Annotated in this window: 19 protein-coding genes and 3 tRNA genes; 7 read left to right on the top strand and 15 right to left on the bottom strand. The window is 50.9% G+C overall.

The features are described 5' to 3' along the window. Window positions 1–9 precede the first annotated feature (9 nt). The 7 genes from HC352_RS08675 to HC352_RS08645 form a co-directional block, all read right to left on the bottom strand. On the bottom strand, window positions 10–1038 hold the full coding sequence (locus tag HC352_RS08675) for an SPFH domain-containing protein (protein ID WP_256367969.1): 1029 nt from the start codon (window positions 1036–1038) through the stop codon (window positions 10–12). A gap of 79 nt (window positions 1039–1117) precedes the next feature. Then, a complete protein-coding gene (locus HC352_RS08670) occupies window positions 1118–1306 on the bottom strand; it encodes a hypothetical protein (RefSeq protein ID WP_168918486.1) in 189 nt (62 codons plus the stop codon). A gap of 11 nt (window positions 1307–1317) precedes the next feature. Further along, a complete protein-coding gene (locus HC352_RS08665) occupies window positions 1318–1728 on the bottom strand; it encodes an NfeD family protein (protein WP_168918485.1) in 411 nt (136 codons plus the stop codon). A gap of 262 nt (window positions 1729–1990) precedes the next feature. Next, window positions 1991–4252, bottom strand: a complete 2262-nt coding sequence (locus HC352_RS08660; RefSeq protein WP_168918484.1) for a transglutaminase domain-containing protein — start codon at window positions 4250–4252, stop codon at window positions 1991–1993. Window positions 4253–4959: 707 nt separating this feature from the next. Continuing rightward, the gene (locus HC352_RS08655) at window positions 4960–5457 is read right to left on the bottom strand and encodes a carboxymuconolactone decarboxylase family protein (protein ID WP_168918483.1); all 498 of its coding nucleotides are present in this window, start codon (window positions 5455–5457) and stop codon (window positions 4960–4962) included. Window positions 5458–5770: 313 nt separating this feature from the next. Then, window positions 5771–5862: transfer RNA gene (locus HC352_RS08650), tRNA-Ser, on the bottom strand. Between the two features lie 65 nt (window positions 5863–5927). Beyond that, window positions 5928–6015 (bottom strand) — tRNA-Ser (locus HC352_RS08645). A 127-nt stretch (window positions 6016–6142) separates the two neighbouring features. On the opposite strand from HC352_RS08645, the gene HC352_RS08640 reads away from it, so the two are divergent. Next, a complete protein-coding gene (locus tag HC352_RS08640; protein WP_168918482.1) occupies window positions 6143–8398 on the top strand; it encodes a hypothetical protein in 2256 nt (751 codons plus the stop codon). Here the strand turns inward: HC352_RS08640 and HC352_RS08635 are convergent. Both HC352_RS08635 and serS read right to left on the bottom strand, forming a co-directional pair. Next, entirely contained in the window at window positions 8285–9241 is a 957-nt protein-coding gene (locus HC352_RS08635; protein ID WP_247645194.1) for an HAD family hydrolase, read from the bottom strand. The genes HC352_RS08640 and HC352_RS08635 overlap by 114 nt on opposite strands. Continuing rightward, window positions 9225–10505 (bottom strand): serine--tRNA ligase, encoded by a 1281-nt coding sequence (serS, locus tag HC352_RS08630; protein ID WP_168918481.1) that lies wholly within the window; start codon window positions 10503–10505, stop codon window positions 9225–9227. The genes HC352_RS08635 and serS overlap by 17 nt, the downstream gene beginning before the upstream one ends. Window positions 10506–10607: 102 nt before the next feature. Here serS and HC352_RS08625 point away from each other — a divergent pair, with 102 nt between their 5' ends. Then, window positions 10608–11768 carry a diacylglycerol/lipid kinase family protein gene (locus HC352_RS08625; protein ID WP_168918480.1) on the top strand — a complete coding sequence of 387 codons (1161 nt, stop codon included), beginning with the start codon at window positions 10608–10610 and terminating at the stop codon, window positions 11766–11768. Further along, window positions 11768–13969 (top strand): alkaline phosphatase family protein, encoded by a 2202-nt coding sequence (locus HC352_RS08620; protein ID WP_168918479.1) that lies wholly within the window; start codon window positions 11768–11770, stop codon window positions 13967–13969. The genes HC352_RS08625 and HC352_RS08620 overlap by 1 nt, the downstream gene beginning before the upstream one ends. Here HC352_RS08620 and HC352_RS08615 read toward each other — a convergent pair. The 4 genes from HC352_RS08615 to upp all read right to left on the bottom strand — a co-directional run bounded on the left by HC352_RS08615 (window position 13950) and on the right by upp (window position 17435). Beyond that, on the bottom strand, window positions 13950–14735 hold the full coding sequence (locus HC352_RS08615; RefSeq protein WP_168918478.1) for a glycosyltransferase family 2 protein: 786 nt from the start codon (window positions 14733–14735) through the stop codon (window positions 13950–13952). The two genes, HC352_RS08620 and HC352_RS08615, sit on opposite strands and share 20 nt — an antisense overlap. 113 nt (window positions 14736–14848) lie before the next feature. Next, on the bottom strand, window positions 14849–15706 hold the full coding sequence (locus HC352_RS08610) for a DUF5926 family protein (RefSeq protein ID WP_168918477.1): 858 nt from the start codon (window positions 15704–15706) through the stop codon (window positions 14849–14851). Between the two features lie 90 nt (window positions 15707–15796). Beyond that, window positions 15797–16795 carry an alpha/beta hydrolase gene (locus HC352_RS08605; protein WP_168918476.1) on the bottom strand — a complete coding sequence of 333 codons (999 nt, stop codon included), beginning with the start codon at window positions 16793–16795 and terminating at the stop codon, window positions 15797–15799. A gap of 1 nt (window position 16796) precedes the next feature. Beyond that, window positions 16797–17435, bottom strand: coding sequence for a uracil phosphoribosyltransferase (upp, locus tag HC352_RS08600; protein WP_168918475.1), 639 nt, complete (start codon window positions 17433–17435; stop codon window positions 16797–16799). 50 nt (window positions 17436–17485) lie between these two features. On the opposite strand from upp, the gene tadA reads away from it, so the two are divergent. Together tadA and HC352_RS08590 are read left to right on the top strand one after the other, a co-directional pair. Next, entirely contained in the window at window positions 17486–17959 is a 474-nt protein-coding gene (tadA, locus tag HC352_RS08595) for a tRNA adenosine(34) deaminase TadA (RefSeq protein WP_247645193.1), read from the top strand. A gap of 100 nt (window positions 17960–18059) precedes the next feature. After that, window positions 18060–18150, top strand: a tRNA-Ser gene (locus tag HC352_RS08590). Window positions 18151–18248: 98 nt separating this feature from the next. Here HC352_RS08590 and HC352_RS08585 read toward each other — a convergent pair. Both HC352_RS08585 and HC352_RS08580 read right to left on the bottom strand, forming a co-directional pair. Continuing rightward, the gene (locus HC352_RS08585) at window positions 18249–19310 is read right to left on the bottom strand and encodes an acyltransferase family protein (RefSeq protein ID WP_168918474.1); all 1062 of its coding nucleotides are present in this window, start codon (window positions 19308–19310) and stop codon (window positions 18249–18251) included. Between the two features lie 81 nt (window positions 19311–19391). Then, window positions 19392–20279, bottom strand: coding sequence for an endonuclease domain-containing protein (locus HC352_RS08580; protein ID WP_168918473.1), 888 nt, complete (start codon window positions 20277–20279; stop codon window positions 19392–19394). A 371-nt stretch (window positions 20280–20650) separates the two neighbouring features. Between HC352_RS08580 and def the strand changes: the two genes are divergently transcribed. Both def and HC352_RS08570 read left to right on the top strand, forming a co-directional pair. Then, on the top strand, window positions 20651–21328 hold the full coding sequence (def, locus tag HC352_RS08575; protein ID WP_247645192.1) for a peptide deformylase: 678 nt from the start codon (window positions 20651–20653) through the stop codon (window positions 21326–21328). 266 nt (window positions 21329–21594) lie between these two features. Continuing rightward, a complete protein-coding gene (locus HC352_RS08570) occupies window positions 21595–23088 on the top strand; it encodes a DUF1846 domain-containing protein (RefSeq protein ID WP_168918472.1) in 1494 nt (497 codons plus the stop codon). Window position 23089: the final 1 nt, after the last annotated feature.

The raw sequence follows: 23089 nt of genomic DNA, 5'->3' as shown, positions 1-23089 counted from the left end.
AACAGAAAGTTACTCCTCATCCAGCCCGGTTTTCGGGGCGGATAGCTCAGCATCATGGCCCTCTGTCTCGGCCTGATGATCTTCTGTTTGGAATAGCTTGGTGGATTGCAAGATTCCGCTGGTGAGCGTTCCCAAGTTGATGCCTAACAGATCGTTGATAACTTCGTTGAGCTGGCTGACGTTGTTGGTCACTCCACGGGTGAGGGCGGTTGTGCCATCGGTTGAAATGACGGTCATCTTATCGATGCATTCGTACGCCTTGGCGTCCATCGCAGTTGCTTCTGCCAAACCTTGAGCCTTGTCGGCCTCAGCACGTGCCAAACCTTGAGCCTTGTCTGCTTCTGCCTGCGCCAAACCAAGAGCCTTGCTTGCTTCTGCTTGAGCATTACCGGTCTTCTTGATTGCTTCCGCATCGGCTTCTGCCTTCAACACGGCCTCAACCTTGCGAGCCTCAGTTTGAACCTCAACGCGGTAACGTTCCGCATCAGCCGGTTTGCGAACGCTGGCTTCCAGTTCGCGTTCCTTCAAAACAGCCTTTTGCTCGGCGACTTCCTGCTCGCGCAACGTAATCAGCTTTTCTTGCTTCGCGCGTTCGATCGGCTCAGCCGCATCCGCAATCGCCCGGGCTTCCATCGTCATGCGCTTCATTTCGGCCTGGTAGACTTCCAGATCCTTGTTCTGTTCAGCGATCTTACGCTTTGATTCAGCTTCAGCTTCGTTTGCCTGCGTCTCATTTTCTGCCGTTGCTACGCGCGCAATACGTGAGACTCGTTGTGCTTCTGGGGCACTTAACGCCATGATGTAGTCGTTTTTATCCGAGATATCTTTGATTTGTAGCGTATCAACAGGGATGCCCATACGTGCGAGATCTTCTTCGGCGCCTTGCGCGACCTGGCTGGAGAACGTTTCACGATCAGAAATAAGTTCCGATACAGACAATCGGCCAGCGACCGAACGTAGAGTTCCGGAAAGAACTTCGACGACGGAGTCTGGCAGTGTTTCTTGACGGCCATTGAAACGTTCTGATGCAGCCCGAATCGATGAGTTCGACGACCAATCTTGACCATTGCCACTGCTTCAATATCGAGTGGAATTGTGGACCGGTCAAGGCAGTCAATCACAACGGAATCTTGTAGGCTTCCAACGAAATCTTAGAAGTGCTCTGCAAAATCGGCACAACAAAAACTTTGCCACCCGGAGGAACAATTTTCATCGCCCCAGATTCCCCAGCACCGGAAATAACAAGAGCCTCATCAGGGCCAGCGATTCGTAGGCGAGAAACAAGAAGGTGGAGTGCAGCTAGCACGGCGATAATTGCTAGCGCAACAAAAACGGGGTAGAAGTAAAATAGCTTCCATAATGTCCATAGTCTTTCTTTTCAAACAGTGACAGTGTCTTCTTTAGGCATTCGTCAATGCGGGTAATTGTAATGTAGGGGCGAACATCAGATAAAACAGTGAACTTATCGCCAGGTGCGATACTAGTTTCATCGTGCGGTGCATGAGCTAAGAATTCAACGTCGGATCCACGAAAACGTACTGTGCCACGAACAATGTTGTCCATCGTCGAAACAACAATAAATTCTTTTCCAACAACTGATTCTTCAATCTCGGACTTTTTCGCCGCAGAAGCTAACAGCCGGTAAAACCTGGCAAAAATTAATAGTCCAATAATCGTCACAACGCAAATAACGGCATAAACCGTACCGCCACGTGCTCCACTACCCATAGCGATGGCGCCAGAACACCCAATCAGCGTGAATGCTAAACCAGCAGATAGCAGAAGCGGAAAACCTAAGAAATCATCAGGAATAATGAGGTCAAAGACGCCATCAAAATCACTGAAAGAAGAATAATTGCGGTACCGATAATGGCTAAAATAGCGAAAGTTATCATAATAGGTTGTCGTTTCTCATTTGCGAGGAAATACATTCCTATAGTACTGTAAAATCGGCCTGCTCCCCACCGTGATATTTGTGATTATAGTTGGCTTATTCTGCTACAGTATCGGTCTGGTTTGCCGGATCAGCCTGACGCGAATACGTGAAAGTAATCTTTTGACCTCCGCCAGTTAACCGCAGCTCTTGTTCTGTCAGATCAACCAGGTGTCCCTTGCTCAAAAGATAGCTGTCGGCCTGCTCTTTTACCGTAGCCCCAACGAAGTCGATTTTCTTCACTGGGTAAGTGAGAGCTTGACCAGTTTCCTTGTCAACGTGTTCCACAATGTATGAAACAGACGTCTTTTCTGAGAGATCATTCGTAGCTCGCTTAACAACATCAGCAATAGCGCTTGCCGAAGAAAGCTCCCGAATTTCATTCTCATACTTGATCTTCGACGTCATCGAAAGATTCTCAAGCCGGTCAACGGTCATAATAGCCTCATGCTGTGCTGCCTCAGATGCCTGATCGTCGCCATTCGTAATATTGACGGTGATGTAACGAACCTTCGGGGCTTCTTGAGCGTACTGAGCGGTTACTTTAATCCGGTATGAACCTGCTTTACGAACCAGGTCAACCATCTTTATGTCGTTAAACAACCGGTTGCCATCAGCGTCGATAAATATATCTTCGCTTTCGTTGTGTGGCCACTCTTTGCCGGCGGAATCAACGAAAGAGATAGTTTCGTCGACCTGGGACGTTAGCCCGAATGAATTGGTGCGCTTGGCAATTAAGTTAACGCCTTCGCGTTTACCTAAGAAGCTATGGAACGATGACGGATCAACATAATATTTGGTATCCGAGGCAACGTTCAACACGTCCGCATTATCCTTGGTGGTAATCGTTACGCTACTTGGGCGTTGTTTTTCGTCGACGACGACCTGGTAATCAAGCTTCGTCCACAAGCCATCTTTACCCTGAGCAACCACGACTACCGGGTATTCGCCAGGAGTATCGAGCTTGATGGTATCTAGTCCTTGAACAGAGACGTGAATGGTTGATGTGTTGGTGTCACCGTCTGTATAAGAAGATGTAATATCAGAAAGGATTGTTGCCTCGGCAACTTTACGCTGTGCCTCATAGGCATCTTTATCCACTCGTTCGTCATAGCTCTCGCCTTGTGGATGAATCTGATCGATATGTGCGCTGCCATTCTTCGCCTGGATACGGGCTAGCGCGTGAGATTCCGTTCCCGGTTTAACAACAGCTACTGGGATTGTAAGTTTGGCGCCATTTTCAGCTACTGAATGAAGATCGACCTGTGAGTCAATTGTATCCTTGACCGCAGTCCATTCATCGGGTGTTTCGAGTGACACTGGAGAATCTTCAATCGTGCCAAGAACATATTCTGCTTGAGTCTGGGTAGTGATTCCCTGTACCTTGAGAAGCTTTAGTAACTCATCTGCTGATGTGCCAGCAGCTATCTCCGCCTTTTCGTCAGCCCCGTACGCAGAGACAATCTGGGTCACTGGTTGTGCTTGCTCAGAAGTGGTATGAGTAGAAATGGTGCCTTGAGTCAAATCGTTAAAGCTACCTAATGGATGGTATTTTCCGTCTAGGTGAGGCAATATCGGGCGTGAAAAATGTTTCGCGTTGAATAATGAACCGAAGTTCATTGGCGTGGTTGCTGGTTGAGCCTCGCTCTGGTTCCACATAACGTCTACGTATGTGTAGTAGCTCTTATTGTTGAAAACGCCAAGCCACCACGACGCAGGCTTTCCAAACTCCTCATCTGTGAGCAAGAATCCGCCATACGTGTACTTATAGGCTACACGTGCAGCAACAGCGTCAACCGTCAGATCGAGGTGGTACCACTGCCCATCAATTTTTACTTGGTTCCATGAATGGTTAGCATCTGGCCAGCGTCCGCCTTTAGCCGCGATCTTCCTACCGGCTTCAATCTGCTTCTCAATGCGTTCCTTTGCTCGAGTATCGTCTTCGGCATAGTAACCAAAGGTCTTCTTGCCACGAATGTAACGAGTGTCTAGCCCCATTCGAGAAGCAATACGATCAAACATGATGGCATACGTTTGGCAGACGCCTTTATGGGCGAACAATCCAGCTTCGAGGGAGTGGATTTCATACTTCTTGCCGTCGCCCTCAGCAGAGTCAACATAATACTGTCCGCTAGAGGTCTTATCGTCTGCTTCTGGTTCAACGTTTTTAATGATGTAATCATGGATGAGTCGAGCTTTGCGATAATCCTCGCTGTCACCTGATTTAGATGCGTCCTTTTGGTCCTTGAGCTTAGCAGTCAAATACTGAGCGATTTCATCAATACGCTGATCGGCGCGGATCGCATCGTCTTTCTTCACAAGGTAAGCAAACCGCACAGTATGCTTATATAACCCCTTTTCGAAAGAGGTTTCTTCTTTGTCAACTTTCCATTCGCCAGCAACATGCTTAATCAGCGAACCATAGGGATAGCTATAAATAAGGGGAGCGATTGCTTTATCGGAAAGATCGCAGTCACCATAAAAACGATGGCACCTTGCATCTCAGAAATGCCTTTTACGAGGTACTCTTGCACTGTTGCGACATCAATTTTCCTCTTGGGGGCAAGTGTTGAGTTCTCCAATTGATCTTTTGGGCTAGATAATCTTTCACTTCTTGTGGGACAACTTGTTGTTGACTATCATCTTGAACAACAGCCGCATGAGCAGTCAATTGTGTTCCGAAAAACATCAATTATTCCAGTCTGCAACGATGACGTTAAAAGACACAGCCCCAAAGCCGTGCCAACGAGGCGTTTATTGCATTTCATACAGACTCCCTATATTTATGGAAAATGCGTAAATGTTACTATATATATCGCTAAAATATAATGAATTTTTTGCTAATACAGGAACATAGTAGATATTAGTCAATTATCGAAAAGAATGTTTATTCAACATCTTGTGGTCATTTCCTCGAAAATATACGTCCTATTGAAAATAAAGACAAATAAGTAGATACAAATAAAAAGGCGTACCGTATTTCACAAGTGAAAACGGTACGCCCTCGCAGGACCAAAAAGGAACGACTAGTTCTTTGGGTACTTCCGAGTTGGGTGTTGGGACACCACTGACACCCGGTTAAAAGCATTAATGGAGATAATTCCCCACTCCAAAGCGACAAGCTGTTCTTTAGTGAAAACCGATAGTGCTTCACCGATTAGCGCACTGTAATCAGCATCTTCCGGAAGCCGAGTAATTGTTTCCGCTAACCGGATCGCCATGATCTCCTGATCAGAAAATACCCGCTGAGAGTGACGCCATGCCGGCAACATGTCGATCTGACACTGCGAAACTCCGGCCTGCAATGCCCGCGGTACATGAACAGACAAGCACGTTGCGCACCCATTGAGCTGCGAAGCCCGCAAATAAGCAAGCTCAACAAGAGTGCGCGGAAGGTCGACATCATCATAGGCCTTACCTAATGCCACCGCGACACCCTCCATCGCGTTATAAACATCCGGAAGAACCTGGTCGATATAGGGAGGCTTAACAGGGGTTACTGGGTTTGAGGTCTGCTCAGTCATAGCTAGCTCCTTCATAGTCTCGCTTAAGTGATACACGCGTATCGTCGCCATTGCTAAATATAGACACAGCGTGGTAGAGAATGCATCCCTACCAAGCTGTGAGCTAAATCCAGTAATTTGACGCGCGCAAAATCTCGGGATTCGGCACAGCAGTATCATATAGAGTACTGCTGTCCCGTCTGGCGAGATTTTGTGTAGGGTTCCCTGCTGGCAGGGGATGACGGTTCACACTAACCGGGCTAATCGGATCGGTAGACTGGGGTTGTGGGCCTAGCAAATAATAAAACCCCGGCAGATACTTCTGCCGGGGTTTTGGCGGAGACAGAGGGATTTGAACCCTCGAGCCGCTTTTAGGCGACTACTCCCTTAGCAGGGGAGCGCTTTCGACCACTCAGCCATGTCTCCAGGTTGTCCACCATACCGGTCTGAAAAAGTTTTCACCAATTCAGAGTGTGTACCGTGATAACCAGCGGAGAGTAAGGGATTCGAACCCTTGATGCAGGGTTACTGCATACTGGTTTTCAAGACCAGCTCATTCGGCCGCTCTGACAACTCTCCTTAGCCTCAAGAAACCTGCAGGAAACTTAACGCTCTCATTATTGTAAGGGAATTGTCTCTCAAGTAAAAACTGGTACGGAAGAATTTTGCTCTAGTATGGAATAAGGAACCGTTTGAAGGGGTGGACGTGCGTGCTCGTTTGATTGCCATACTAGTTGGGATACTAGGCGTTATTGGCATAGTCAGTACTGGTGTTTTAGCTTCAGCTTTATCAACGACGGCGCCGACTTCTTCCCGTGATTCCGTACTTTTCATCGGTATGGCAGGAGTTAAACCAGCCGATATCGACCTGAGCAATCCAGCTCTTTCCAGATTGCTAGACGATTACTCGGTAGCGGCTTTAACCCCCCGATCAGTGTCCACTCTCACGTGTCCTTCCGAAGGATGGATGCAGTTACGTACCTCACGTGATGTTTCTGACCGTCTGCCAGAATCCTTCGTTGTCTCCTCCGGTGACGAATGCTACCCGGCGAGCATTATTGAAGATCCAGCATCGATAGATGCTGACCACGCCCCAGTACATATTCGTAACTTTGCGGGGCGCTTGGGACAAACTCAATGGCCTGATAAACCACTATTTTCCGAGAACGTCACAGCTATTGGACGCAACGCAGTAATTCCAGTGGCCAGCAAAGACGGCACAGTGGATCACTGGTACCCGCTACCTGACGCCGGTTTTGCCGAAAACCAAGAAAAATCCCAAACAGAACTTACCCGGATATTAGATACAGTTCCGGCCGACGTCGTTGTTGATATCGGCTCCATCCGCGGAGCCCCACGAAACCTCGATGTTGCCACCCAGCACACCTTCGTGGAACAAAAACTTATCAACATCCTCACCGCAAACAAGCATAGTGACCATCCACGAAAAGTTATTATCGCCTCCCTCGGAGACCAATGGCGCCGTGCCCACCTGCACTTCTTCGCCACCAATATAGATATCGACGGCGCTAGCGGCCCCGCCACAATCCATTCCGACCTTACGCGCGCCACCGGGTTCATCACCATTGCCGACGTACGAAACCTCATCACCGGCAACTATTCGGGGCTACGCACTGAAAGTAAGCCATCGTTAACTGCCGCAATGGTTCCAGTTCTTGATGTGGCACACCACGCCTACACGGCGGCGTCATCGTCGGCCAAATGGTATCAATTCTTCAACATGGTAGTTCTTATCGGAATCGCCGGAGTGCTCCTGTGCTTCCTCGCCCAACCCGGCCCGCAAGGACACCGCTGGGGCGCGCCACGCAAAATCTGGTCTGTTCTTGAACAGGTTAACTTGTGGGCTTTTGCTTGGGTGCCTGCCGCCTTCATCCTGAACTTCTTACCGTGGTGGGATTTGCCTGGCGGGCCTGGCGCAATGCAGGCATGGGCAATCGGCATAACATCTTTGATTGCCGTGGCTCTTGTTGCTATCTCACACCTGAGTGTGCATCGCGCCGGATTTATAGCCCTTGTAGCGTTCAGTGTGCTCAGCATCGATATTATTGCCGGTTCGCCACATCAACGCAATGGATTTATGGGGTCACTCATTTTGACTTCCCGGCGCTACTACGGCATCTCTAACCGTACCTACTTGATTTTGGTTGTGGGCGGCTTAGTAGGCTCGTTATTGATCATTAACTGGCTTCAGTTACGGCGTGCAATCGACGACGATACCCGCGTTTCCACCTGGGTATTCGCCACTATCGGGGTTATTGCAGTTGCCATCGACGCTATCCCGCTATGGGGTGCCGATTTTGGTGGCCCACCTGGACTTATCGCCGGTTTTGGTGTTGCGATCCTTGTGATCACACGGAAAAAATTACGATGGTGGCATCTGCTTGTGTGGGTTGCTAGCACGGTAGCTGTGATGGGAGCAGTCGGTTTTGTTGATGCTCGCCGTGGCGGCGAATCACATATCGGTCGTTTCTGGGCAAAGTTTGGAACCGCAGAAAGCTGGGCGATTATCGGTGGAAAAATCCGTGACGTGACCCGCTCTTTTGTAGGCCGGCCAGATCTGCTTATCCTTATCGCGTTATTCCTGATCGCTGGTGTGCTTGCCATCTATGCCACCCGCTACTTGAATAACGTCTCAGGTATCCATCTTTCTTCACTACACACCCTAACCTCTGGATATGGTTTCATTCCGGTAGCTATCGGGATTGCAGTAGGTATTCTTGTTGCCGTACCGATTAACGATTCGGGCGCAATAATGATCAAAGAAGGCCTATATATCGCCTTGCCGGCCCTATCAGCCATGATCGCCGGGCAAGCTGCCCAGCGTCCCTCACGGCAAGAGAGACTCAAGGACAGCAGCGCACCCGTCGTCGTCAACGTGATCAGTGAACGCGTCAGCATAATCGCGAACGTAATCCGGCGCGTTACCCATCGCAATTCCTAAGCCAGCCCACGCCAACATGTCCACATCGTTACCAGAATCGCCAACACACACGGTGTGCGCCAGATCGATACCCCAACGCCGGCGAACTGACTCCAACGCGGATGCCTTCGAAACCCCTTCCGGAGTAATATCCATCCAGGCAGACCAGCCAACGGCATACTCCACACCACGCAAACCTAGCTGGTTAACTGCCTCTAACAGTTCATGAGCACTCATTTTGGCTGCCCGCACGGTTAGTCGAGTAGCTTGATCAGAGGCTAATTCGTCAATCGAGACAAGCCGGCTCGGCCCCGATAGCTCATCTGCGGGAAATGGATACGTCACACGGGTCGGTTCATCTAGCGTCTCTAACGCATACCACACGTCATCTGGTAATCCGGCAGACAGAACCTCAATCTCGCGCCGCGGATTAAACGTATGCGCTTCGACTAGCCGATACACTGGCCCGTCATCGTCTAAAAAATCAGGCAACGCGGTAGTGACCGAATCTGGTAATTCGCCCCCAACTGAGGCAGTCACTGCCCCATTGCACATCACCGTAATCCCACGATTAAAACCAACATCGGCCAGCGCAATCTGAGTGCCAGTAATACCCCGGCCGGTAGCGAACACGAGATGTGTCCCAGCATCAAGATGAGCATGAATCGCATCCCGAACCCGCGGCGAAAGAGACGTATCATGACGAATCGTTGTGCCATCAATATCTAGGGCAACCATTAACTGTGGGCCAGCTGAAGGTAACTGCCGTTGCGCTAATGCCTCAGTAAAATAGGGTAGCGGTCCGGGAGCACTACTCCCGGACCGCGCAAAATCCACACCAGTCACGTTACTGACCAGAACCAATCGGGCTTACTAATTCCCGGCCACCCAAATATGGACGCAACGCCGCAGGAATATAAAGAGAACCATCAGGCTGCTGGTGGTTTTCTAACATAGCCACCAACCACCGAGTCGTTGCCAACGTACCATTTAACGTAGCAACTGCCCGGGTAGCACCCGCAAAACGTTCCCGGATACCAAGACGGCGGGCTTGGAAGGTCGTACAATTCGACGTCGACGTCACTTCCATATAACGATTCTGCGTCGGCAACCAAGCTTCACAATCAAACTTTTGAGCCGCTGATGAACCAAGATCCCCAGCCGCAGTGTTAATTACCCGATACGGTAATTCCACCTTATTAATCATCTCCTCTTCCCATGCTAAGAACCGCTGATGTTCTTCCACAGCATCCTCTTCAGCACAGAAAGAAAACATTTCAACCTTGTTGAACTGGTGAACACGAATAATTCCACGAGTATCACGACCATACGAGCCAGCTTCACGCCGGTAACAGGTAGACCAGCCAGCATACCGCTTCGGGCCAGCACTCAAATCCACAATCTCATTCGAATGATAACCAGCCAAAGCTACTTCAGATGTTCCCGTCAAGTAAAGATCGTCAGCAGGCAAATAGTAAATCTCATCCGAGTGAGCACCCAAGAAACCAGTGCCACCCATGACTTCTGGACGAACTAATGTTGGCGTATTCATCAAGGTGAAACCATGAGCTTCCGCCTGATCAGCAGCCATCGTAAGCAACGCCAACTCCAAGCGAGCGCCGATACCCTTCAAATAGTAGAACCGGGAACCAGAAACCTTCGTTCCACGCTCCATATCAACCGCGCCCAAGCCTTCAGCCACATCCAGATGATCCTTCGGCTCAAATCCGCGCTGCGCAAAATCCGGAATCGTGCCAACCTCACGCAACACTTCATAATCATCTTCGCCACCGGCAGGAACGCCCGGCAAAATTGGGTTAGCGATCTTATACATAGCAGCCTGGAACTGCTCCGCAGCCGTATTAGCCTCAGCTTCTAACGCCTTAACTTGCTCAGACATCTCCTTAGCCTGAGCAAGAATAGCTGGGCGTTCTTCTGCAGAAGCCTTGCCAATAGTACGAGACAGATTCTTTTGTTGGGCGCGCAAATCTTCAAAGGCCTGCTGGGTAGCTCGGCGCTTTTCGTCTGCGGCAAGGACAGCATCAACAAGCGCTGGATCATCGCCACGGGCCTGCTGGGAGGCACGCACGGCCTCAGGATTCTCACGAAGGGTACGAATATCGATCATGACTATAAGAATAGTGCTTTTCCGGCCAGCCTTCCTAATGGTGACTGATCATTGAGACAATGCCTGCTCATGCAGTGGCACACATCGAGTAAACTTAACCCTATGGATTGGGATTTAATTCTTTGGGTAGCCACCTTCATTATCGCAGTGGTTGCCCTTCTGGGTATGCTACGAAATCGTCGTACTATCCGAACGATGATGATAGAACGCCGGCGTACCACCACTATGCGTGATACTGAAACGAACCCGCATACATCAACAACCCGTCAAGGCCCGCCTTACGTCATTTACAATCCCACCAAAAAAGCCAACTGGGAAGAAATCCGGGAAGCCATCGCCCGCACTGCTCACGATGCCTCTCTCGGCGAACCAATCTGGCTAGAAACAACTGCGGAAGACCCAGGAGTGAGTCAAACCCAAGCTGCCATCGATGCACAGGCCGCCGTCATTATTGCCGCCGGCGGAGATGGAACTGTACGAGTAGTAGCTGAAGGACTAACCAACACGAATATTCCATTAGGGCTCATACCAGTAGGAACTGGCAACGTACTTGCTCGAAACCTCAACCTGCCACTCGACGACGTGCGGGAACTCGCCGTCATCGCACTCACTGGAATAAATCGCAAAATCGACGTCGGCGTTCTAGAAGTTAAAAAAGCTCACGCTCCCTCACCACAATCAACCAAACATGAGGACCTAAAATCAGCCACGATCGGACGTTATGTTTTTGTCGTCAACGCTGGAATGGGACTAGACGCAGCAATCATGGCAGAAGCTGACGCGAACAAAAAACTTAAAGAAATCATCGGCTGGCCAGCCTATTTCAAAGCGGCCATGCCACATATTTTAGCCCCGAAAATGACTGCCACCATCAGCGTCGGCAGTGCCACCACACCAGTAACAACAGATGCTCGAACCGTCATGTTTCTCAACTGTGGCGAACTCGTTGGTGGCCTCGTCTTCGATTCCACCAGCAAAACAGACGACGGCTGGATGGAACTAGCAGTAGTTGATACACGCGCCGGAATCATCGGCTGGGTAGATCTCCTCCGCCGTACCGGACTTCGCGGTATGGGGATCAAAAAAGTTGATATTCCGGGAGTTCCAGCCCAAGGCGATCTCGATATCCACCGCATCCGGGAAGCCACTTTAGAAACCGAACAATCCCACCCTGTCCAAGTCGATGGTGACGTGCTTGGCTACGCCAATCATATCCGTGCGCGAATCGTTCCCAACGCGCTCAACGTTCGGGTGCGTAACTGATGGACCATCCAACTAAGACAAAACGACGATGGTGGGCAACCGTCGTTGCCATCGCGATCATATTAGTGGGAGTGCTATATGCCCCCGCCTGGCGCGGACAGCACATTAACAATGCCGGTTCACTCACCGTTGGGCCCGCCCACAAAACAGTATTTGTGGGATTCAGCGGAGTGACATGGGCGGATATCTCAGCCCACAACACCCCCACCCTTGCCCGTCTTGTTAACCAAGGCGCGTCAGCAAACCTCGTCGTTAAAACTTTAGGCGTTACCACCTGCCCGAATGCTGGATGGTTAACGATAAGCCAAGGCGTGCGCGCTGCTGACCCAATCGCTGATGGTTGCGCGCAACCCGTTACGGCATCCGCGCAAGGAATCCTTCCGGCAACAGTAGAAACTGCTCGCATAAAAGCTGAAGAACAATCCCCATTTACCCCCGGAACAACAACCTTCGGTGATGAACTCGCTCAGCGTGGAATACGAGTTGGCACAGTAGGCTCAGGTGCTGCGCTCGCGCTCCGATCCTCGGCAAATACTGCCTTGCCTGGCCGTCACCATATCAACACCGAATACCACAACGGAGTTGCCACTCAAGCCAGAGCAGACTACCAACAAGTGGCAGACGCCAACCTCGTCCTGATCGATCTAGGCCACGTGACGAATTCCCACCAATCGCCGCGCACTAAAAGCAAAGGAATGTGGGACGATTTACGAGCCGCATTCGCTCCGCCGGCCCCGCGCACCCCTCAAGCTCGCACCCAAATTGCCGAGATTGATACTGCTCTGGGAGATCTCCTTGCCACTATTGATCCACAAACAACAGTTATTGTTGCCTCAGTTGCCGACTCAGACCCGCGAACAGCTCGCCTACAGTTCTTCACCATCCTTGGCCCAGATGTTACGCCAGCATCAGTGGCATATACCAATTCCACCCGGCATGCGGGCTTAGTCCAGCTCACCGACATCCCGCAAGCATTGATGACGTTACTTAGCCACCGGCCCATTGAAGATTTTGTTGGGTCCGCAATCGCTTTTTCTGGTCACAGCTATGCCGACGGTGACACCGTAGTTTCAGTCTTGCAAGATAACGACGCCCGAGCAATTGCGGTACGTCCAGCCGTTGGGCCATTTTACCTTTTGCTGAGCTTATGCGCTGGAATCTTCCTCATATGGTGGGTGGCGCAGTACTGGTGGCATGCCCGGCACGGACGGTCATTCTATATCTCGCGTCTTCCACGCTTCTTAGGCGTCACAGTTGCTATGTTGCCAGCCGCATCTTTCTTGGCCAACCTCCTTGCATGGTGGAACACCCCGATACCAACGGTAACGTTTTTAGCATGTGTGATTGCCTGGAGCGTTAGTGTTGCTCTGCTCAGTATGTGCCTGCGGGATCCGGCAACGTTAGTTGCGCTGATAACTGCGTTAACTATTGGCGTTGATGTTATCGGCGGTTCAGTCCTGCATTCTTCATCAGTCCTAGGCGATCAACCCCAACAAGGCGGACGCTTCTATGGTTTATCCAATGCGCCATTTACTGTTTTCGCACTCTCGATGATTTATTTAACGTACCGTGCAGTGCTTATTTTACGTACCCATCACGAACGCATTGCACTACCCGCAGGTGTTATTGCATTAGGTGCCAGTGCGATTGTTCTCGATGGTGCGGGGTCCTTAGGTGCTGACTTTGGTGGTGTCCCCGCATTAATAGCTGCATTTGCAGTGCTTTTTGTTACGGTAATCGGCCGGTCATTAACTGCACGCACAATGGTGACGATTGTAGCTCTCGCACTGATCACTGGAATAGGTGGGGCATTCATTGACTGGTTGCGTCCGGAAGAATCATGGACGCATTTAGGACGTTTCTTCCAAAGCATGATCGACGGCGAAGCCCTCGGTGTCATTTACCGTAAGCTCATGGCCATGATCGGATCAGCGCCTTGGTTTGTTTGGCTCATCATTGCAGTTGTTGCGATAGCAGTGTGGCTGTGGCATAAACACGCTACACATAGATTCTCCCCAGTGATCCACATCGATAACGATCAGCGGTGGACGATCTGGGCGATGATCACCCTCGTAATTGTTGGCATCGCAATTAATGACTCCGGACTGGTTATCCTCTTGATGGGAGTGGCCTATGGCGGACCGCTTTTAGCGGTATGCGCAACAACTGCTAATGGTGAAACTATGCCGAGTAGGCGTTAAAAGGTTTACCGGGTATTGAAACTGGACGGGTAGCCCCACCCTGAACTCGGTGGCCACGCAAAATCCGGCTCATGAGAGCACAAATAACGCCTCGTAACTGAGCAGCGCGATGTAACTGTCCCGCAAAATCATTTGTGGACACTCGATGCCGTAGATCGCACGGGACTTCTTGAATCGTGAACCGGGCAACAAGAAGATCAACAGTCATACCAACTTCGACACCCCAGCCAGAGGCCAGTGGAGTGATCGCATCAAATGCGGCCCGAGTGATACACCGTTGGCCAGACAATGGTTGCTGAGGGGACCATCCAGTAAGATAAGTGATACCTTTGCGGCCCGTCGTCGTCACAATACCGTGACCGCCGGCTCCAGCTTGTGGTGGTAGATAGGCGATAGCGCAATCGACGCCGCCGGCAAAAATCGTCGAAACAAGTGGCGCACATTCAACTGCAGACTCAGCCAAGTCAGCATCCAAAAACAATAGCGCCCGTGGAGGTTTTCCAGGAACATCACGCATAGCCACAACTGCTGCACCCGTTTCCATCGCAGCAGCCTTACCACGATTAACTGTGTGACGAGCTACTGATGCGCCTGACGCCCGAGCAACATCTTGGGTACTATCAGTTGATCCATCATCGACGACGACGATCAGGTCAACATGTGGGATTGACTTTGCTGCCTGAATGGTGGCAGCAATTCTATCCTCTTCGTTCATTGCAGGAATAATGACAGCTACGCGTTGTTCGGTATTCACAATACGTAACATTACTCCAAAAACACAGTAAATATATAGTTAGTGTCCGGAATAACCAAGACCCGGACACCAAAATAATAAGAAGGCTCGGGCGGTAGAGTTATCTGTACCGCCCGAGCTAAAAACTAACGCAAAGTTACCTGGCGAGAAATAATACCGGAACGCGCCCGACGTTCCTCCGGCGTCAACGCATCAGTAACAGCCAACGCAGCTTCAAACTTCGAAGCAAAATCTGCCATTGGCGTCGTCAATTCCGCAGCCTCGGTACCAGCCTCCAGCTCGAAAACTGGAATCATCAAACCGAGCGCGCGGAACGCACCAACAAAGCGAGCACCATCGAAACCAAGCTCGCGTGCATGATGCAACCGAGCCAACGCATCCAACACGTGAGCTTCTGGCTCAGGGCGAACCCAACGAACAAACTCACGTTGCATCCGGCACCAAAAAGCCCCAGCAATCTCAGGAACCTGAGCTGTCGGCAAAATTTGCTCGCGAGTCTGATCAACAGCTGACTGCATTTGCGGATCTTCTAACTCAGCCGGATCAATCCAGAAGGCATAATCCTCATGCAAAACCATCTCAGAATCAACACTCAGATCAAGAATGTCTTGCAACCGAGGTCCGGGAACTGGCTGATCAACCTGCTGTAAAGTCTCGCCCGGCGCCAACTCCAAACCCTTAAGAACACGATCCGCAATATCTAGCGACACATCGCCAGAATTCATCACTGTCTGTGCAGCAACCAGCAACATGCCATCCTTACGGCGCAACGCCGCAGCCATCCCCGGCAGCAACGTCACCAACAGCACATCTTCACCGCCATGCTCAGCTACCGTGCGAACCGGCAACGTTGCAGCCGGCAAAATCTCGCGCATAGCAACCAACTGTGGTTCAAATGGCAAGCCTTCAAAAGGACGATCCACAAACTGAATCCGAACCTTCTTTGGCTTCTTTTCTTTATTTCGGCGGCTTGCCTTGCCCATCGGCTTTTCTCCTTTGAGTAACAGGGTACGCCGCCTTACGCGGCACATAATACGTATATAAGAGTAAACGCTTACGCACTGCGGTGCGAATCAGCGTTGAAGTTGACGCAACGCCCAGTGAATCGAATCACGAGTATAGCGGCTACGGGCCGGAAGTTCAGACAACGACAAATCGTGACGGCCCCCAATGACTTCCAAAGTCTCAACATTCTTTCCCAATGTTGGCGCCAACCGCTTCATATCTTCAACACTAAGCACCACATCTGTGTGAGCCAATTCTTGCGCAGATGGATTAAGTGGATTACCTGAAGCATCTGAATGGGCCACTAACACAGGTTCCTTAATATTGAGCCCGTCAGCAACCATGGCATGCCCCCGCCGAGCTGCCGCAAAGAAGCCAGCGAAAACAGGAGCCGGCGTCAACGGCTTATGCATTGGCTTGAAATAAAAATCCCCACCGTAATCAACATGCAAACTCCGCGCATAAGCTGGCTGTAACCGCGCAATCGGCGTCAACGGTGAAACCCGTGCTAGCTGCGAAATTGCGGTTGTCGCAACAGTGCGTTGCCAAGCCGGACCATTATGATCCAACCACGGTGAATTCAACACAACCGCTGAAACTTCCCCTGGATGCCGGTGCGCGAACAGTGCAGCTTGCAAACCGCCCGTCGAATGGCCAATCAGTACAATCTGCCGAGCCCCACACCCGCGCAGATGCGTCAACGCGGCAAAAATCTCTTCCTCACGGATCAACAAATCGCGCAGATCATCACGCCGGTTTGGCACCCGTAACGCCCGCCCCGACCGCCGAAAATCCAAGCCATACAAGGCGATCCCAGCCTCACGCCAGGCGTCCGCCTGCTCTACATGAAAGAAGGAATCTAAAAATCCAGGCAACCACAATGCTGCCACACCCGAATCCGAGACATGAGCATCTGCGTCGGCCCGACTAACAAGCACCGCAACATCCGGACGCCCAGCTGGACTACCAGCGTCGACGTCGTTCAAGAATGCGGTCCGCGCAATCCAATCTGCTCCCAAATAATCGGGAATTCGCGGGCCAAATGTAGGAATAAGACCCGAATGCATATCAGTCTACGATTCCGTACAAACGATCGCCCGCATCACCCAAACCAGGGACAATGAAGCCCTTCTCATTGAGTTTCTCATCAACTGCGGCCACCAAAATACGCACGTTTCCACGATCGCCAATATGCTCCTCAAGAGTCTTCAAACCCTCCGGAGCGGCCAAAATGCAAATAGCAGTTACGTCACGTGCCCCACGTTCGAGCAGATAATCAATCGACGCAATCAATGTATGGCCAGTAGCTAACATCGGATCAAGAACAAAACACTGCCGATCGTGGAGATCATCAGGTAACCGATTCGCATAAGTGATCGCCTCAAGCGTTTCCTCGTCGCGCTTCATCCCCAAGAAACCAACTTCGGCAGCCGGAATAACCCGAACCATGCCCTCTAGCATGCCTAAACCAGCACGCAAAATCGGGACAACCACCGGACGTGGATGTGCCATTGTGGTTCCTACCATGTGGGCAACCGGAGTTTCAATTTCCTTCGGTTCGGTAAGAACATCACGAGTTGCCTCATACGAAAGCAACATGATGATTTCTTCAACCAACTGGCGGAAAACAGGAGACGGAGTGCGCTTATCACGCAACGTAGTGAGCTTATGTGCCACAAGTGGGTGGCTGATGACTTGAAGTTCCATACTTCTAATCTACCGGTTTTCTCGCGTGGAACGTGCATAAAATAGGAGACATGTTTGAATCTGAGATGGGTGCTATGCGTCACGCTATGGAATTGGCGCGCCGCGCCGGGGAAGCTGGCGATGTGCCGGTAGGCGCTTTAGTCTTTTCCGGGTCCGCAGATGGGAGCAAATTAGGAACTCTCATCGGAAGTGGCTGGAACACCCGTGAAGCCGATGGAGATCCGTGCGGACATGCCGAAATCAACGCCTTACGCGCGGCTGCCCAGGTGATGGGGCGCTGGAATCTGAGCGGATGTACACTCGTGGTAACGCTTGAACCGTGCACCATGTGTGCCGGAGCGATTGTTAACTCGCGGGTCTCGCGCGTGGTGTTCGGCGCTTGGGATGAAAAAGCCGGGGCAGCTGGATCTGTGCGCGATGTTCTGCGCGACGCCCGGCTCAACCACACAGTAGAAGTAGTTGGTGGGATTTGCGAAGAAGAAAATATTGACTTGCTACAGCAGTGGTTTCGCCAGCGGCGCTAAAGCTTTCTCAGCGTCGCACTTGCCGTGGTGTTGTTGTGTGTGATGTAACGGTGAGTCATTTTGCGCGGCGCCTACATGTCAAGCTAGTATTAACACTCGAGGTAGCGTGTCCGAGCGGCCGAAGGTGCAGCACTCGAAATGCTGTGTACGGTAACCCCGTACCGAGGGTTCAAATCCCTCCGCTACCGCCATATAAATCCCCGGGATATCAACAAAAAGTTGGTTCCCGGGGTTTTGTTTTAGGGTTTGCATACCGTAGGCACTATTACCGTGTTTTTACCTACACCTATCAAGCCCAGCGGCTAACGATTCTCCGCTGAACCGGCGCCATTAAGCGTGAGAAAACAGCCGTTAATGCAATCGTTACAACAAATGACACCACCACAAATAGGTAGCGGTATTCGGCCCACCCAGCATAAGTCAACGTCAACATTGGCAGCCGCTGCAACACATAGATCCAGAACAAATTCCGGCCACACCACGCCAAAATCGGGCTATTAAGATGAACCACCATCGACACCAGCATCGCCACCGCACAATATGCCAACGCTGCCAACTGAAACACTAAATAGTGCGCTCCGGCAACATTCTTCAACGCAACAAAGATCGCCGTCGTCGACACCAGAAAAACCAGCCACCACAACCGGCTACGGGGACCACGCAAGCGCGCCTCCACCGGCGCGCGGAACACTGACCACGCCATTCCCAACGGATAACACAACACTGTATTAAACGTATAAGCCGCGCTCGCCCCCTTCGCCCACAACATCACTGCCCCAAACAACAATCCAGCAGCAAACATCGCGGCAACCGCTACGCCTGGACGGACGCGCGCAACATCACTCAAGAGCCGATGAACCACAAACGTCAACCCATACAACACCAAAATTGCAAAAATATACCACGCCGAATTACCAACACTCGTCCAACCAACCAACGCCAACAAAAACTGCGAAACCGAAATGTCACGATCCGTCAACAGAGACAACACCGCATACACACTCACTGCAACCGCAAAATTTACCCACGTCACCGCCAGGCGCTTGACTGGAATCGAATCAACATAACCCGGCTTGCGAGTGATCGACTCCTGAACCCCAAATCCCGAATAAAACAAAAACAGCGCCACCATCAGCTGGCCCAGGCCCGTCGCCAACCCATACATCCAGCCATCCGCCGCCGGATCAAGTGGAATATAGGTGCGCACATGGGCATAAAACACGATCAAAATAAATACGCCATTAATCTGGGTTGTGTGAGCATGGGAAATATAGGAATCAACGTCCGGGCGCGCATATATCCGCAGGCCAATCAGCGAAACCAGTACGAGGGCAAGCAAGAAAACATTCACAGCATAAGACTACCTAATCGGCGAGAACTGCAGTAAATGGGGTTATAGTGCAAACCTCGTCCACATACGTCGCTGTTTGCGCTATAACCCCATTCGATGCACATCGAAACATGGAACCAGTGGCCGGGGCGGTTTCACATGCTGTCTCGTGCGCAGTACTGCACGAATATAATTGCGCGTATTGTCCCAATCATTCCAAACTTGGTGATAGCTAAGCCGTAAAAATCTATATCCGAGGCAAGTTTGTTGAGCGTCTCGGCGCCGATCGTCGTTGACATTCAGGGATTTACTATGAAAAGCTGTGCTATCGCATTCGATAATAAGGGACTGCCCCACCAGGAGATCCACCCGGCCAACTCCCGGAAGCTGTGCTTGAGGTTGTACTTGAACTCTCAAAGACTGGAGAAAACTTCGCACTCGGGTTTCGCTACCAGATTGGGCCATGCTAACGCGGCGCTTGAGAATCGGCTGTTTACGTTTTTGCGCATAACTGATGATTTCGTCAGCAGTAGCCGGATCAAGTTTCTGCTGATTTAATGCTGATTCGAGGACGATCAACCCAGTTTCTGCATCATGATAATGAACGACTTGTTCAACTGCCTCCACAAGCGAACAGATAATGTGGGGTGCTTTGCCCGGCGAATGGTGCATTCCAAGTTGGCGGCGTCCATTGAGTGCGCGGTGGATAATCATTCCACGATTGTCCACCCGCCCTGCATTTCTCTTGCAAATAAAATGCGGATTTCTCGCATCAGGTACCCATAATCCCCAGAAGTAGGCAGCAGTGCAGCATCCGATGAGGAATCCATGAGTTGCGGCTGTTATCTCTAAACTTGATGCATCAGGTGCGGCATACCAGTGGTGGGGGAGTTTTTCGATATCTTTGCGGGCTAGTGCCTTGTCTAATCGGTAACGATTAGTGTTCAACGGTGTAGGCAGCTGCCAGCGGCGAAAAAGATGTTTTTCCATGAAACTAATACTGCAGTAAACCTACAAATTCAGGAGGTTCCTTTTCGGTTCCTGTGGATATCTGCAGGAGAAGGATGCAGTGTGGAAAATTTTTGTGGAATTGGGGTGGTTGTGTAGTTCAGCGGGTGGTTGGGTGCGCGGTGGGCGGCTAAGCTGTGGTTGGCCTCTGCAGTAAATGGGGTTATAGTGCAAACCTCGTCCACATACGTCGCTGTTTGCGCTATAACCCCGATGAGTGCATAACGGTTGGGTATGGGCGCGCGCAACGAGGTTGATAGGCGGTTGATAAGATGCGGATATGGAGCGCTCCAGATTCGCGGCATTCTTCGAATAAATGCACACCTACGCCAGCAATCCCGTAGGCTATAGGTATGCTTTATCCCATTCATGTCTATGGTTCGCCGGTTCTCCATAAAACCAGTGCAGAAGTAAAGATTTTTGACGATAAACTCGCCACGCTCATCGCCGATATGTATGAAACGTGTGAAGCTGCCCCCGGTGTGGGTTTGGCTGCCCCACAAATCGGTCTTGATTTGGCAATGTTTGTGTGGATGTATGACGGTGCGGAGCATACTGGTCCAAAACGCGGAGTGGCGATCAACCCGACGCTTCTTATTGAGCCAGTCGATGTTTTTGAGCCAACTGTTGCAGATGAGGAAGGGTGCTTGTCATTTCCTGGCTACCAGTATGGTTTGCGGCGTTCCCCGCGGGCAGTTCTTCACGCGCAAGACGAAAAAGGCCAATGGTATGACATCGAGGCAACTGGATGGTTTGCCCGTATTCTTCAACACGAGTATGACCATCTCAAGGGACGCATTTACGTGGATCGGCTCACTGGTAAGCCAGCTCACCAGGTAGAAAAGGTGATGAAACGCGAGAAGTGGAATGTTCCTGGAATTGTCTGGATGCCTGGTGAAGATGAGCTCTATGATGCAAGCGCTGAAGAGTTAGCACATTTGGCACAGATGTCGGCGTATTTTGCGGATATTAAAGAAGAACCAAAGCAACCTGGAAAAGGGGCTAGTTTTGGTTTACCCGCCGAAGGATAATCGGAATAGGTTACGAGTGATGACGACGGTCTCTCACAGTTCTCACCCGCCTGTGTTTGGGTAAAAATCAGTGAGCGTTTGACGAGGAAAGGCATCGGCGCGTAAGCTCCGTTGTTGGGCTCCCTAGAAGTCGTTCGAGTTTATTCTCGTAGATTTCGCTAGGGAGCTTTTCCTTATTCTGGCGAGTTTGCACCGTGTTACAGGCACGGGGTGAGATCGCTGAAATAGGCAGGGACTATTGCCCACCGAATGGTAAGGAGTAGAGCATGGGCTTCCAAGTGGGGTTTGACCGTGAGAAGTACATTGAGTTGCAGTCCAAGCATATTGTGGAGCGCCGCGCGAAGATCGGCGGCAAGCTGTATTTAGAGATGGGCGGTAAGCTTTTCGATGATAATCACGCGTCGCGGGTGTTGCCGGGCTTTACCCCGGATAACAAAATTGTCATGCTGGAGCAGATTGCTGACGATGTTGAAATTATTGTGTGTTTGAATGCCAAGGATTTACAGCGTCAGAAGATGCGTTCGGATGTGGGTATTACCTACGACGAAGACGTGTTGCGGCTTATTGACGTGTTCCGGGAACGTGGTTTCTTGGTTGAGAATGTGGTGATGACCCAGTTTGAGGAGTCGAATGCGCTCGCGGTGACGTTTATGCAGCGTTTGGAGCGGATGGGGGTGCGGGTGGCACGCCATCGGATCATTCCAGGTTATCCGACTAATGTTGACGTGATTGCGTCCGATGAGGGCTTGGGTAAGAATGACTTTGTGTCAACATCGCGTGATTTAGTGGTTGTCACTGCGCCTGGGCCAGGTTCAGGCAAGTTGGCTACCTGTTTGTCGCAGATTTATCATGAGGCAAAACGTGGAGTGAAGGCTGGTTATGCCAAGTTTGAGACGTTCCCGATTTGGAATATTCCGCTTGAGCATCCGGTGAATTTGGCATATGAGGCCGCTACTGTGGATTTGGATGATGCGAATTTGATTGATCCTTTCCATTTGGAGGCTTACGGCGAGTCGGTTTCTTCGTATAACCGCGATATTGATGTTTTCCCGTTGTTGCACACGTTGTTGCAGCGGATTGCCGGTGAGTCGCCATATAAGAGCCCAACTGATATGGGAGTGAATATGGCTGGCTACTGTATTAGTGATGATGAAGCTGTGCGGGAGGCATCGCGCCAGGAGATTATTCGTCGGTATTATCAGGCTCGTGTTGAAGAGCGTAAGGAAGCGTTGGATTCAACATTATCGGATCGAGTTCGCCATATTATGCGTAAGGCAGGGGTGACGACGGCGGATCGTAAAGTGGTTGCTCCGGCACTGAAACGGGCGCAGGCAACTGGTGGTCCGGCGTCGGCTATTGAGCTTCTGGACGGCACAATCGTCACGGGCAAGACGACGGAATTATTGGGTTGTTCGGCGGGAATGTTACTTAATGCATTGAAGCATTTGGCGGGTATTGACCGCGATGCATTGTTGTTGTCCCCGCAGGCTATCGAGCCGATTCAAAAGTTGAAGACGGAGCATTTAGGTTCGCGTAATCCTAGATTGCACATGGATGAGGTATTGATTGCTTTGAGCGTGTCGGCATCCACGAGTCAAGATGCGCGTAATGCGATGGCTCAGTTGAAGAATTTGGCGCATTGTGATGTGCATGTGACAACCATTTTGGGTTCGGTTGATGAAACTATTTTCCGTAATCTCGGTGTTTATGTGACCACGGAGCCAGTTTTCCAGCGTAAGTCGTTGTATCAAAAGAAGTAGT

The organism is Arcanobacterium buesumense (genome assembly GCF_012563545.1).
Taxonomy (GTDB): domain Bacteria; phylum Actinomycetota; class Actinomycetes; order Actinomycetales; family Actinomycetaceae; genus Arcanobacterium; species Arcanobacterium buesumense.
Note: the sequence above shows the minus strand (reverse complement) of the source record. Positions and strands in the feature narration are given on the sequence as shown.

What these genes read in the sequence shown, in the direction of transcription:
- upp (WP_168918475.1), bottom strand. Translation starts at nt 17,435, where the DNA reads ATGGAACTTCAAGTCATCAGCCACCCACTTGTGGCACATAAGCTCACT.
- HC352_RS08570 (WP_168918472.1), top strand. Translation starts at nt 21,595, where the DNA reads ATGGGCTTCCAAGTGGGGTTTGACCGTGAGAAGTACATTGAGTTGCAG.
- HC352_RS08610 (WP_168918477.1), bottom strand. Translation starts at nt 15,706, where the DNA reads ATGGGCAAGGCAAGCCGCCGAAATAAAGAAAAGAAGCCAAAGAAGGTT.
- HC352_RS08615 (WP_168918478.1), bottom strand. Translation starts at nt 14,735, where the DNA reads ATGTTACGTATTGTGAATACCGAACAACGCGTAGCTGTCATTATTCCT.
- HC352_RS08655 (WP_168918483.1), bottom strand. Translation starts at nt 5,457, where the DNA reads ATGACTGAGCAGACCTCAAACCCAGTAACCCCTGTTAAGCCTCCCTAT.
- tadA (WP_247645193.1), top strand. Translation starts at nt 17,486, where the DNA reads ATGTTTGAATCTGAGATGGGTGCTATGCGTCACGCTATGGAATTGGCG.
- HC352_RS08605 (WP_168918476.1), bottom strand. Translation starts at nt 16,795, where the DNA reads ATGCATTCGGGTCTTATTCCTACATTTGGCCCGCGAATTCCCGATTAT.
- HC352_RS08665 (WP_168918485.1), bottom strand. Translation starts at nt 1,728, where the DNA reads ATGGGTAGTGGAGCACGTGGCGGTACGGTTTATGCCGTTATTTGCGTT.
- HC352_RS08620 (WP_168918479.1), top strand. Translation starts at nt 11,768, where the DNA reads ATGGACCATCCAACTAAGACAAAACGACGATGGTGGGCAACCGTCGTT.
- def (WP_247645192.1), top strand. Translation starts at nt 20,651, where the DNA reads ATGCTTTATCCCATTCATGTCTATGGTTCGCCGGTTCTCCATAAAACC.
- serS (WP_168918481.1), bottom strand. Translation starts at nt 10,505, where the DNA reads ATGATCGATATTCGTACCCTTCGTGAGAATCCTGAGGCCGTGCGTGCC.
- HC352_RS08580 (WP_168918473.1), bottom strand. Translation starts at nt 20,279, where the DNA reads ATGGAAAAACATCTTTTTCGCCGCTGGCAGCTGCCTACACCGTTGAAC.
- HC352_RS08625 (WP_168918480.1), top strand. Translation starts at nt 10,608, where the DNA reads ATGGATTGGGATTTAATTCTTTGGGTAGCCACCTTCATTATCGCAGTG.